Below are 13,137 nucleotides of genomic sequence, written 5' to 3'. Positions count from 1 at the left end.
GATTAAAGCATTAATTTTGCAAACTTACCAATTTGATGGTTCCGTCAAAATTGTGTCTGAAAACCCCGCTTACTTCATTGTTTTCTTCCATTTCATCTTCAAGGTCATCACATAATGTGGTGCATTCTATCGGGATTTTATTTAGCAGAACAAATCCTGAAAATATGTCGCCAGAAACCAATTCTGATGGATTGTATTCCAGGGATTTGATGGGTAGGGTAAAGGAAGTACTGCTGGAAACTTTATCCTTACTGATTTCAGACAGTAAGGTGTATTTTATGTAAGGACGCTCCATGGATGGTTCTTGAACTTCCTCTTTTCTTATTCTTAATTCATGTTCATAGCCTAACTCATAATCAAACCCTTCTATAGCATCGATGGGTATTTCGGACCATTCATCCTTTTCTGTTTGGTGACTGAATTGCACCTGTATCCAAAGGGTAGGATTATTGACGTCATTGTTTTTTACCACCGGGTAATGCTTTACGGTGATTTTTTCTTCTTTTACCAGGGGTTCAAGGCAGGATGAAAAAGTTAAAATCACCAATAAAATTGGAAATATTTTTTTGCCAACCCTCTGGCTGATAGGTAAAATGTTCTTTTGCATCGCAGCTAAAATGTTTAGTGGTTTAGTTCAGAATTTTGTTTCACTCCACCCTTTACAATAAAAGTGCCATTGTTGTAGTATTAAGTCTTTAGGTTTGAGTTGTACGTGAAGCTAAAGAAGGTCTTAATTCAGTTAGATAACTGAAAGAAGAGGGGATAATCTGGAGCAAAGATTGAGTGTAATTCCCCATATAGACTTGACCTTTTTAAAACTATGGCTTAAAAACTTTATTCAAATTTCCCAATGGATCTTTAGAAATAGGGTTTCGGCAAATCACCTGTCTCACAGCTTGTCTTATGGGGTATAGGATTATTAATTAGGTAATTAATATATTATATACAGGGCTGTTTAAGGTGGTTGTTTGAACAAGCACTTTACAATCCTTTCTCTAAAAGTTGATTTTGGAATTCTTCCAGGTTATTGGTTTCCCTTTTAAACCCCATAAATTCACCCATAATCCGAAAAATATCTTTTTTGGTTTTTCCTGTTTTTCTTAAATATTGAATGGATGTGGCACCATCAGATTTGGATAGTTTAATTCCTTGGCCCTTCTTCATAAGTGGATGATGGTAAAATAGGGTTTGATTGAAATTGTTTTTAGGAAGCTTATGGGAAAGGTACATTTGGGCAATGCTGGAATCCAATAGATCCATACCCCTGACAATTAAATTGATCCCGAAATGAAGGTCATCTACCAAAGAAGCTAATTGGTAAGTAGGTAATTCGTTTTTTCTCCTGATGGCAAAATCCTTCAAGGAAACAGGGATTTTATAGGGTACTAATTCCCTGTTTATATTCATTAAATAAATGTATTGGTCCAGAGGAGTTTTCATTCGCCAGTTGACTCCTTTTTGAAAAAAGTCGATTTCTTGGTTTTGGCAAGTCCCCGGGTAATCTCCAAACCGGCTAAGTTTCCTGATATCTTTTCGGGAACATTGGCAGGCAAATAGGGCTGGGGAAAGTACCAACGATTTAAGAGCTTCCTGGTATAAGGGCAACCTTTGATACTGGGAGAATTCTTCCTTGTAATCATTATAGTTTTTGGGCCCCAGGTCCCATGGAATATCCAAAAAATTAAGGGTTTCAAAAATATCTTCTACAAATGCTTTCCTGATTCTGGGTTTGTCCAGGTCATCAATTCTTAGTAGAATTTTTCCATTATTTTTCCTGGCAATAGAAATAGTAATAGCAAAAGAAAGGGCATTTCCCAAATGAAGATATCCGCTTGGAGTAGGGGCAATTCGGGAAATGATATCTCTAGGGGAATTTAGGGGGATGTTTTCTAGTCTATTGTTCATTGGTGAGAAATGGAAAATTACTTAATAAAAATAGATAAAATCATAAATTCTCCCTAGCCCATTCCAGAAGAGCAGAACTTATACTAATTTTAGGTTTATAATTTTTGAATTTGAGTTAATATGGAATTGCCATGGAAAATGAACTGAAATTAGCCGTTTTGATTGATGCCGACAATATACCCCATTTTTATGTCAAGGAAATGATGGAGGAGATCGCCAAATATGGGAATCCCACAATCAAGAGGATTTATGGGGATTGGACTAATCCCCAAATGGGAAAATGGAAGGGAGTCTTGCTGGAAAATGCCATCAACCCCATGCAGCAGTACAGCTATACTACTGGAAAAAATGCCACTGATTCGGCGATGATCATTGATGCAATGGATATCCTATATTCCGGTAAAGTGAATGGCTTCTGCCTGGTATCCAGTGATAGTGATTTTACCAAGCTGGCCACTCGACTCCGGGAAGCTGGAATGAAGGTTTTTGGTATTGGAGAAAAGAAAACTCCAGAGCCTTTTATTGTAGCATGCGATAAATTTATATACCTGGAAATCTTAAAAATTGAAGAAAAGGTAACCGAAAAATCTACCAAAGAGGAGGGGGAAAGAAAAGCAAGTACTGTGGACAAAATTACTCCTAAAGTAATCCGCCTTATTTCAAATACTATTTCAGATTGTGCTGATGATGATGGTTGGGCATTTTTAGGAGATGTGGGTAATTTATTACAAAAAAAACAACCTAATTTTGACTCCAGAAATTATGGGTTTCAAAAGTTAACTCCCCTGATCAGTTCAATCAGTAAATTTGAAATAGAACAGCGGGAAAATCAAAGGGGAAGGTATAAACTGATTTATGTAAGGAATAAACCATAAAAAAAGGCCAAAGGAATTTCCCTTTGGCCTTTTTGTCAACTTTAGGTTTAATTATTCATTGGCACCGATATTTCCCTGTGCAACGATGGTTTCCAGATCCCCTTCAGACAGGTGTACATTTACATAACCATCCACAGTCAATACATCTTGATAGTTAAAAGCCCCTCCGTTATCCAACATTTCTACATGAGTCCTGCTCATTCCAGTAGTACCATCCACCTTATTGAAAGAGAAAATAATTCCTCCACCCTCAGCAGCTGAATTTGCATGGATATGGGCGGGGTGCATTCCACCGTCAGGAGTTCCTATCAATGAAATAGTGGCTTGGGCTAAGCCGTTTTTCCTTTCCTCAAAGGTGATGGTTCCACTGATTCCCTGGACAGCAAATTCATTTAAAGTGTAAACTTTGGAATTTCCGGTTAATTCATTTTGTCCAATATCCCCTTGGGCAACGATGGTTCCCAGTTCGCTTGGGCTCCTATGAACATTGACATAGCCATCTACCTCAAGGATATCAGCATATGGCATTGGGTCGCCGCTGTTGGTCTGACGAATGGTGGTTTGGCTCATTCCAGTAGTTCCGTCCACAGAATTGAAAGTGACAACAATATCTCCACCCTCAGCAGCCGAATTGGCATGTATATGGGCTGGATGGGTCCCACCATCCGAGGTGCCTTCCAATTGAATTGTAGCCAGGGACAAACCATTGGTTCTTTCTTCAAAAGTAATAGACCCCCTTATTCCAGGAACCATTCTTTCGTCTAAGGGATAGGTTTTGGCATTTCCAGTCAATTCATTTTGTCCTATATCTCCTTGGGCCACAATGGTTCCTAAGGCACTTGCGCTGAGGTGTACATTGACATAACCATCATAATTGAGGATGTCTTCATAGCTCACTTCCATTCCACCATCGGTTTCACGAATAGTGGTCATGCTCATTCCGGTTGTGCCATCCACAGGTTTAAAGGAAATGGCAATGCCGCCACCTTCTGCTGCAGTATTGTCATGGATATGTGCGGGGTGATTTCCTTCTTCAGGGGTTCCTACCAGGTCAAGTGTTGCTAATGTGTATCCACTAACTCTCTTTTCAAAAGTAACTGTTCCGCTAATTCCCGGGACAGCTTTTTCTGCAAGCATATAGGTTTTGGATTCCCCGGTGAGCTCATTGATTCCGATATCCCCCTGTGCAGCCAAGGTTTTCAGGTCACTTGCACTAGCATGTACATTGACATATCCATCCATATTGATAATGTCTTCATAAGTGACAGGATCCCCTTCATCAGTCATGGAAATTTCCGTTTGGCTCATTCCAGTAGATCCATTAACCGGGTTGAAAGAAATGGCTATTGCCCCCCCTTCGGCAGCGGAATTGTTGTGAATATGGGCAGGATGGCTTCCCCCATCCGGAGTGCCTTCCAAACTAATTGTTGTACGGGTGGTACCATCCATTTTCTTTTCAAAGAGGATAGTTCCTGATATTCCAGGAATATCTTTAGAGCTTAGGGAATATTCTTTGGAAGAACCTTCCAGAGCATTCCCCCCAATATTACCTTGAGCAACAATAGTGGCTAATTCCCCATTACTCAAATGGATATTAATGTAACCATTAAAATTGATCAGCTGGTCATAATTGATGGGAGTACCATCATCCTGACTGTTGACCAAAGTTGTACTTGATCCTGATCTTCCATCCACACTTACCAGGCTAATGGCAATGTCTCCTCCCTCAGCGGCAGAATTAAAATGGATATGAGCAGGATGTACGCCGTTTTCCGGCGTTCCGTTAAGTTCCAATGTGATTTTGGTGTACCCATCTTCTCCTTCCTCAAAAATAGCGGTACCACTTACTCCTGAATTTCCGTTTTCTAAGAGCTGGTAGGTCATGCTTTCACCAGTGAGTTCCAGGGAATCTGCGGGATTTTCATCATCTAAACAAGAGGAGAAAACAAAAAATCCGAGGATCACCCAGAGAAAATTAAAGTGTCTTCGTTGTAAATTTTTCATAACAAAATATAGGTTTGGTTAAAAGAATTTCTTGTATTATGGTCTAGAACAAATCAAGGTGATTTTTGTTTAAAATATTGCCCAGTTCAGAAAAAAGTTTTTCTAATTTGTGTCAAAATTCGATGGGGAAGCTCAAATATTTCCCAACCTATTAAATGGCACTTTTTTTGGTGTTTAATGATCAACAAACCTTTTAAAGATATGTTATTAAAAAGAGCAGGAATATTAATTCTTACCATTTTATTGGTATATGGTTGTGCTACAGTACCATTGACTGGAAGAAAGCAACTGAGCATTGTAGGCAATGCAGAGGTTTTACCATTATCTTATGAACAGTATTCACAGGTCAAGAAAGAAAGCAAAATAGTGACCAACACCGCTGAAGGACAGCGGGTAGTTCGGGTTGGAAGGAATATTGCCAGCGCGGTGGAGACTTACCTAAAAGATAATGGTTACGAAGAAATTCTGGATGGTTTTGCCTGGGAGTTTAATTTGATCCAGGATGAGCAGGTAAATGCTTGGTGTATGCCGGGAGGTAAGGTGGCCTTTTATACTGGGATTATGCCTATATGCCAGAATGATGCTGGTGTAGCAGTAGTTATGGGACACGAGGTAGCCCACGCCATAGCAAGCCATGCCCGGGAAAGAATGTCCCAGGGTTTGATGGCCAATGGATTAATGGAGGGCTTACAAGCTGCCATGGGGCAAGACCCAACTTTGACTGAAACGATATTTATGCAGGCAGTAGGCATAGGTGGTCAAGTAGGAATGCTGAAGTTTTCAAGAGATCAAGAACTTGAAGCTGACCAATTGGGTTTGATTTTTATGGCCATTGCTGGTTATGATCCCAGGGAAGCACCTGAATTTTGGAAACGAATGGAAGCCCAATCCAGTGGCCAAAGACCTCCAGAATTCCTTTCTACGCACCCTGGTCCTGAAAGAAGGATTGATAAGTTAAATGGCCATATGTCGGAAGCTATGAAATATTATAAAAAATAGGAGGGGAGAAGTGAGATTTAAAAAAATGGAATAATGAGTCCAAAATATTCCGCTAACAAAAGCAACTGTTAATACCTATTCCTTAATTAAGGGTCAAAAAAACTGGTCAGGAATTGAAATTCCGACCAGTTTTTTTTTGTGAATCCAGTGATTTTTTAAAGGTAGATTGATTGGTTGTGATTTTTAAAAACAGAATAAAAATAATTAAAAAGTGTTTTTTGTAAAATAAAAATAATGTTAATGTTTGAAATTTTGTGTTAAAATTCTTTTTTGGGTAAATTGAAAACATGACAACTATCATGTTTCGGGTTAACAGAGGTCAGGCTGTAACCATAAGTTGGGGATTAGCTTTGTATCAACAAGATGGTCGAAAAGATCACTTTAAATACCTAAACGAAAAACTTATGAAAAAAGCTATTCACATTATCGCAAAAACAACTTGGGTAGTTTTTTTGACCTTGGCTGCTTTCGCTGTCAATGCTCAAGAAAAATATACCTTATCAGGAGATCAGGTAATCAAGGTATCTGGAACTTCTACCATTCACGATTGGGATATGGTCGCCAAGTCAGGAATGTCAGGAGATATTCAACTTAAAACAGAAAATGGGGTAATTACTGCCCTTGAGGGTTTGAAGTTGACCATACCAGTAAACACTCTAAAGAGTGGTAAATCCAGCATGGATAAAAATGCCTATGAGGCATTAAAATCCAAAGCCAATCCAAAGATCAGCTTTGAGCTTGTGGAAGTATTGGGAATAACTCCAGACACTGTAAAAGTAAAGGGTAAATTAACAGTAGCCGGAACTTCAAAATTAATACCTCTGGAAGCAAAATATATTGTCAATGGAAATGCGGTGGATTTTGCTGGAAAACATGAAATTACCTTTACCGAATTTAAGATAGATCCTCCAACTGCCATGTTCAATACAATTAAAACCGGAGATAACCTAACCCTATCATTCAATACACAATTTAAATCAGCTCGTTAACTTTCAACCTTAAGAAATTATGAAAAATTTAGTAAAAGGATTCAATGTAGTCCTATTATCCGTCGGGGCACTCTTTGCAGGAATTTCCTTTGCACAAGCTCAAGGTGAATTACAATATCACCGATCTAATGATAAAACTGGTCTTGCGGTATTTGAATCTCCAAAAACTGCAGAAGAACCATTTGATGGGATTAAGGTAAAAGTGGGTGGTGACTTTGCTATTCAGTTCCAAGGTTTGGACCAAAGTAATGACCAAGGTAATCTAGTGGAATTAGGTTCGAATTTCAACTTGCCTACTGCCAACTTAAACTTGGATGTACAGCTTCAGGAAGGTGTGAAATTACACATGAGAACTTATCTCTCTTCAAAACACCACACTGAAGCCTGGGTAAAAGGTGGACATTTGCAAATTGACAAATTAGATTTTGTATCTCCAGGCTTTTTAGGAGGCTTGATGGAATATACCACCATCCTCATCGGTCTGGACGAAGTCAACTATGGCGATGCCCATTTCAGAAGAACCGATAATGGCCGTGCCATCTATAATCCATTTGTAGGAAATTACATCATGGACTCCTTTACCACTGAAGCTTTTGGTGAAGTGAGGGTTCAGAAAAGTGGATTCTTGGGCGTGTTGGGTATTACCAATGGTAAACTAAACCAAAGTGTAGCGGTTAACGACAATACTGATAATAAAATATCCTTCTTCGGAAAATTAGGCTATGATGATGAGGTAGCTGAAGATCTCAGGTTAAGACTTACTGGTTCTTGGTATATCAATAATGGGACTTCTACTGGTACTTATCTTTATGGTGGTGACCGCGCGGGAAGCCGTTATTATAAAGTAATGGAAACCCTAGATGGTGACGGTTCTGATTTTGAGGGTAGATTTAACCCCCGTTTCAGACAGTTGACTGCCATTCAGATTAACCCCTTCGTTCAATTCAAAGGTTTGGAATTCTTCGGAATCTATGAAGTAGCCAGCGACAGTGATGAACAAGGTGGAGGTTCTTTTACTCAATTGGGAGGTGAATTGTTGTACAGATTTGGAGGAGATGAACAATTCTATCTTGGAGGAAGATATAACCAGGTAAAAGGTGAAATGACTTCTGATGCCAACTCTATGGATATCAACCGTGTCAACTTTGGTGGAGGATGGTACATGACCAAAAATATCGTGACCAAAATTGAATATGTCAATCAAAAATATGAAGGTTTCGATGCTGAAAGCAAATACAGTGGAGGTGAATTCAATGGTATTAACATAGAAGCAGCCATAAGTTTCTAATTTAGGATCAGTTTGGTGCCGGAATCTTTCCGGTACCAAACTCTGTTTATTAAATAAAAGAACCCTATTTCTTTAGAGCCATGAATATTCTAATATTATTGATATGGGGATTACTTCAGATTTGGTGGTCTCCAAATGAAATTAAAGCAGAAGTATGGAAAGTGACCTCCAAAAGTCAAATGGAGATTTCCGGTACAACCAATATCAATAATTTTTTATGCACTAATTTAAGTTATTCTGGTTCAGATAAACTTTTTTCTTATTCCCAACCATTAACAGGAAATACAGAATGGAAGGGGGAGGTGGCAGTTTCTGCTTGTAATTTTGATTGTGTCAATTCCATAATGACCAAAGATTTTCAAAAAACCGTACAAGCAGATGAATTCCCAAAAATCAAAATCAAATTTATCCATATGACCAATAAATCCTGGGATAATAAGCAAATACTGGAAGGGCTAGCAGAGATTACCTTGGCGGGTGCTTCTAAGCAATTTCCCATGCAATGCAAATTGGTACAAAAGGGGGAAAATGAAATGCATCTGATTGGTAGCCAATCCTTTTTGTTTTCAGATTTTGGCCTTGAGCCTCCTGAAAAATTTTTTGGGGCCATCAAGGTAAATGACAGGGTAACAGTGGATTTTGTAATTCATTTAAAGCCTTTTGAATCCTAATTAAGATGTATGGGGGCAATATGATAAAAGTCATATTTTTTTAGTATGTTTAACTATTAGATTTGCACTTAGTTAAACATTTATAAGAGAATATGCAGGTAAAAAATACTCCTTGCGAACTTTGTCTTAGCAGAAAGTTTTCCATGTTTTCGGGATTGTCAGAAGAGCATTTGTGCAATCTTTCTGATAACAAAAACCTAATTTCCCATAAAAAAGGACAAATCCTTTTTTATGAAGGCACCAAACCATTAGGCGTTTTTTGTGTGAGTTCCGGAATTGTCAAAGTTTATAAAACTGCTTCCAACGGGAAAGAACAGATTATCCGATTAGCACAAAAGGGTGATTTTTTGGGTTATACCTCACTTCTGGGGGAAGAAACTTATTCCAACTCCGCAACTATTGTGGAAGATGCCAAAATTTGTTTTATCCCAAAGGAAACATTTTTGAATATCATAGCCCAGGATAACCAATTTCACCGGAGGTTGACTCAGGCTATTTGTAAGGACTTGGGGGTAATGGAGAATAAATTGACGGATGCTACCCAAAAAACCATCCGAGAAAGACTGGCCTTTACCCTTCTAAAGCTAGGAGAATCTTATGGAGTTGATGGTGGTGAAAACCAAAAAATAGATATTGCTCTGACCCGGGAGGAAATTGCCGGGTTGGTGGGGACTGCCACTGAAACCGTTATCCGCTTGTTGTCCGAGTTTAAAAAGGACAAGCTAATTGCTTTCGAGGGTAAAAAGATAATTGTAAAAGACAAAAAAAGCTTGGCAAGGCTATCAGATTTCTATAATTAAATTGTTTTTTTGAATTAGGGTAGTGGCTTCGGAGCAGCATCCATGGATTTGAAAAATGTGATTTCTATTCAAAAACCCTGCTTTTGAACAAGCCCCTCTTAATATTAGATACTTTTTCTATTATTAAAATTTTATAAGTAATTATTCAGAACCTAAATAACTGATAGTCCAACCCAAATAAAAAAAGTCAAAACCTGATTTTTATCAGGTTTTGACTTTTTAAATATCATACTTCCCCGGTCCCCATACATATACATTTGCATAAATGATATTGATTTATGCAAGTGAAAACCAATTCCTTCGGTCATTTTGAAATCCCTGAGAATTTACTCAAAGCCCATTATTATGAGCAGATTCCTATGGATTTTTATGAAAGGGTTTCCTCACAGGTCACCCCAATTGTAGAGAACTCAGAAAAGCAATCACCTTTGCTTATTACAGCCAATTTGCCCAAAGTTTTGGATTGGCTTCATGATCAGGATCAACCCAGTGTTTTGGAGAATCATGTCTGCGATATCCCCTTGTTATTGTATGACCATGAGCTTTCAACAGAGAAGATTCTTTTCCATTATGACGGGACACCTCCATCTGCCCGGATTATCAAGAATTTCATTACCCTATTTCTTCCCCTGATTCGGGAGAGTCAGGCAACAATCATTTCCCCATGTTTTATCCCTAAGTCAAAACAGGCAGAGGAACAGGAGCTCATTCAGCTGATTACTAATTCAACCAAAGAAACGTCCTTTATCAAATTCAATTTTACCAAGATAGGGGACTTCTGGTCATATGCTACCAAAAACAAATGCACCCTATTGGTCACTACCAAAAATTACCAGGCTGAATTGGCCAAAGTTCTTTTTCTCTTTTACAAAGGGGAAAGATGGTATGATCAGCTGTCCTTTTACTTGGCCAAATAAACCCAAATCAAATCTTAAATCTCAATTAATTTTTAATTAATAACCAACCTCTTAAATGAATGTAATTGCAAAAGATAAAACAAAAGTTTGTTTCCACTGTGGGGACAATTGTTTGAGTGATGCATTGATTTTTGATGGAAAGGATTTCTGCTGTCCTGGTTGTCAATTGGTTTATGAACTGCTTCAGGACAATGGACTTAGCAGCTATTATGAATACGGTGATAGTCCAGGAACAAAGAAAAAAAATCAATCCCAGCAGGCCAACCGGTTTGATTTTTTGTCTGATCAAACCATTCTCGAAAAAATGGTTGATTTCCAGAATGAAGAGGAAGCCCATGTTTCCTTCAGCATTCCTGCCATCCATTGTGCAAGTTGTATTTGGTTATTGGAAAATCTACATCAATTAAATCCCGGGGTAATCTCCGGTAGGGTAGACTTTGTGAAAAAAGTGGCCCAGTTCAGATTTTTAAAAAGGGAAATTACCCTTCAGGGGCTTGTAGAGTTATTGGCAAAAATTGGATATGAACCGACTATCAGGCTTTCCAATCTGGATAAAAAAAGTGAAGATTCAACCGGGAAGGATAAATCTGGCATTTATAAGCTGGCTGTAGCAGGGTTTTGTTTTGGCAATATGATGTTTTTCAGCTTGCCGGATTATTTTTCTGAGACCTCCCTTTTGGGAGAAGGTTTCAGAGGATTATTTGCTTACCTAAATATTTTCCTGGCTTTGCCAGTGGTGTTTTATGCTGCAGCTGATTATTACAAGTCGGCTTGGTATTCCCTGAAAAGCAAAAGAGTAAATATGGATGTTCCTATTGTATTAGGAATCATTACTCTTTTTACTTATAGCCTCTATGAAATTTTGATCCACCAGGAAAGTGGGTATATGGATTCATTAGGTGGGCTGCTGTTTTTCTTGCTATTGGGAAAATTATACCAACAAAAAACCTTTGCCACCCTGGCTTTCGACCGGGATTATAAAGCTTACTTCCCACTGTCTGTAACCTTAATGAACAAAGGGGCAGAAGAGGTAGTGGCTTTGACAAAAATCCAGGAAGGGGACCTTATCAAAGTTAGAAATGAGGAATTGATCCCTTGTGATAGTGTGCTCTTCAATGGGGATGCACAAATCGATTACAGTTTTGTCACCGGAGAGGAAGTTCCTGTAAAGGTCCCCGAAGGAAAATTGATTTATGCTGGAGGCAGGCAAAAAGGTGCTGAATTATTACTAGAAGTGCAAAAATTACCCTCTCAGGGGTATTTGACTTCACTTTGGAACCACAAAAGTTTCCATCAAAATAAGGATGAGGAAGGGTTGGCCTCTTTGGCTAATGCCATTAGTGGAAAATTTACTTTCACAGTACTTTTAGTGGCCTTTTTGGCACTGGGATTTTGGAGCTTTTATGATTTGCCCACTGGGATCAAAGCATTTACCAGTGTCCTGATAGTGGCATGTCCCTGTGCACTGGCGCTTTCCACTCCCTTTACCCTTGGAAATACCCTAAGGGTGATGGGGAATGGAAAATTTTATCTCAAAAATGGCCATGTGATCGAAAACCTGGCAGAGGTGGACTCTTTTGTATTGGACAAAACAGGTACTCTGACTAACCCAAATCAGGCCAAAGTATCTTTCAAGGGAGAAGCTCTTTCTCCTGAAACTTTGTCCATCATCAAATCGATGGTTTCCGTCTCAAACCACCCATTAAGCAATAGGATTCGGCAATGGATAAAAGAAGAGCCTTCTAATAATGTAACTGAAATCAAGGAGTGGACAGGAAAAGGCATTTTGGCCAAATATAAGTCCATGGAAATAAAGCTGGGTTCAGCAAAATGGCTAGAAGTAGAAAATGGGAAAAATAAAATTTTGGGAAACCAGGTGTATCTAGCCATTGAAGGAAAGGTGATGGGCTATTTCTCAATCCAAAGCGGACTGAGGAAAGGAATGCCAACTCTGGTCACCCTTTTAAAGGAAAAGGGTAAAGTGCATTTGCTTTCAGGAGATCAAAATCATGAAAGAAAACATTTGGAAGAAGTATTTGGATCAGGTGTGTCCATGCTGTTTCAGCAAAGCCCTAAAGACAAACTGAAGTTTTTGGAAAAGTTAAATGGTGAGGGAAAAAACACATTAATGATGGGAGATGGCTTGAATGATTCCGGCGCCCTTCAGGAAAGCAAAGTGGGGATTGCCTTAACAGATCAAGCGACTCACTTTTCCCCTGCAAGTGATGCCATATTGGATGCAACGGCCATAAATAAACTTCCGGCCTTTATTGAGTTTGCCAAAGTCAGCAGGAAAATTATTAAGGGAAGCTTTATCCTGAGCTTTGTGTACAATGCTTTGGGCATTGGCCTGGCAGTCCAGGGGCTGCTGAGTCCGGTGATTTGTGCAGTGCTTATGCCATTGAGCAGTATTTCGGTAGTGGTGTTTACCACCATTTCAACCAATTATTGGGCTTATAAGAAAGGATTGATCACAAAAAAAAATGAGCTATGGAAGTGATTTTTGTATTGATCGGAGTGAGTCTAGTTCTGGCCATTGGCTTTTTAATACTATTTCTAAGGGCCATGAACCAAGGGCAATTCGATGATGCCCATACTCCCTCCATCAGGATTTTATTTGATAAAACAACGAAAGAAAACGGAAACCAAAAAACTACAATTAAATCAAAATAGATATGTCAGAACCTAA

The 13,137-nt window shown here is 38.8% G+C and carries 12 protein-coding genes; 9 read left to right on the top strand and 3 right to left on the bottom strand.

From position 1 onward, the window contains the following. Window positions 1–10: 10 nt before the first annotated feature. The gene (locus QWY93_RS00400) at window positions 11–607 is read right to left on the bottom strand and encodes a DUF4377 domain-containing protein (protein WP_290246215.1); all 597 of its coding nucleotides are present in this window, start codon (window positions 605–607) and stop codon (window positions 11–13) included. 374 nt (window positions 608–981) lie between these two features. Beyond that, window positions 982–1,905, bottom strand: a complete 924-nt coding sequence (locus tag QWY93_RS00395; RefSeq protein ID WP_290246214.1) for a glutamate--tRNA ligase family protein — start codon at window positions 1,903–1,905, stop codon at window positions 982–984. A 131-nt stretch (window positions 1,906–2,036) separates the two neighbouring features. On the opposite strand from QWY93_RS00395, the gene QWY93_RS00390 reads away from it, so the two are divergent. Then, complete coding sequence (locus QWY93_RS00390; protein WP_290246213.1) at window positions 2,037–2,780, top strand: NYN domain-containing protein; 744 nt, start codon at window positions 2,037–2,039, stop codon at window positions 2,778–2,780. A 51-nt stretch (window positions 2,781–2,831) separates the two neighbouring features. On the opposite strand, the gene QWY93_RS00385 is transcribed toward QWY93_RS00390, so the two are convergent. Next, on the bottom strand, window positions 2,832–4,784 hold the full coding sequence (locus QWY93_RS00385) for a CHRD domain-containing protein (protein ID WP_290246212.1): 1,953 nt from the start codon (window positions 4,782–4,784) through the stop codon (window positions 2,832–2,834). A gap of 201 nt (window positions 4,785–4,985) precedes the next feature. Between QWY93_RS00385 and QWY93_RS00380 the strand changes: the two genes are divergently transcribed. The 8 genes from QWY93_RS00380 to ccoS all read left to right on the top strand — a co-directional run bounded on the left by QWY93_RS00380 (window position 4,986) and on the right by ccoS (window position 13,121). Further along, a complete protein-coding gene (locus QWY93_RS00380; RefSeq protein WP_290246211.1) occupies window positions 4,986–5,783 on the top strand; it encodes a M48 family metallopeptidase in 798 nt (265 codons plus the stop codon). Window positions 5,784–6,187: 404 nt separating this feature from the next. Continuing rightward, complete coding sequence (locus QWY93_RS00375; RefSeq protein WP_290246210.1) at window positions 6,188–6,772, top strand: YceI family protein; 585 nt, start codon at window positions 6,188–6,190, stop codon at window positions 6,770–6,772. A 19-nt stretch (window positions 6,773–6,791) separates the two neighbouring features. Further along, the gene (locus tag QWY93_RS00370; protein ID WP_290246209.1) at window positions 6,792–8,060 is read left to right on the top strand and encodes a hypothetical protein; all 1,269 of its coding nucleotides are present in this window, start codon (window positions 6,792–6,794) and stop codon (window positions 8,058–8,060) included. A gap of 80 nt (window positions 8,061–8,140) precedes the next feature. Then, window positions 8,141–8,731: a YceI family protein gene (locus QWY93_RS00365; RefSeq protein ID WP_290246208.1), complete on the top strand. Its 591-nt coding sequence runs from the start codon at window positions 8,141–8,143 to the stop codon at window positions 8,729–8,731. A 92-nt stretch (window positions 8,732–8,823) separates the two neighbouring features. After that, complete coding sequence (locus tag QWY93_RS00360) at window positions 8,824–9,531, top strand: Crp/Fnr family transcriptional regulator (RefSeq protein WP_290246207.1); 708 nt, start codon at window positions 8,824–8,826, stop codon at window positions 9,529–9,531. A 278-nt stretch (window positions 9,532–9,809) separates the two neighbouring features. After that, entirely contained in the window at window positions 9,810–10,448 is a 639-nt protein-coding gene (locus QWY93_RS00355) for a hypothetical protein (protein ID WP_290246206.1), read from the top strand. 55 nt (window positions 10,449–10,503) lie between these two features. Beyond that, the gene (locus tag QWY93_RS00350) at window positions 10,504–12,948 is read left to right on the top strand and encodes a heavy metal translocating P-type ATPase (RefSeq protein WP_290246205.1); all 2,445 of its coding nucleotides are present in this window, start codon (window positions 10,504–10,506) and stop codon (window positions 12,946–12,948) included. Beyond that, window positions 12,939–13,121 (top strand): cbb3-type cytochrome oxidase assembly protein CcoS, encoded by a 183-nt coding sequence (gene ccoS / locus QWY93_RS00345; RefSeq protein ID WP_290246204.1) that lies wholly within the window; start codon window positions 12,939–12,941, stop codon window positions 13,119–13,121. The genes QWY93_RS00350 and ccoS overlap by 10 nt, the downstream gene beginning before the upstream one ends. Window positions 13,122–13,137 lie beyond the last annotated feature (16 nt).

Source organism: Echinicola jeungdonensis (assembly GCF_030409905.1).
Classification (GTDB): Bacteria; Bacteroidota; Bacteroidia; order Cytophagales; family Cyclobacteriaceae; genus Echinicola; species Echinicola jeungdonensis.
Note: the sequence above shows the minus strand (reverse complement) of the source record. Positions and strands in the feature narration are given on the sequence as shown.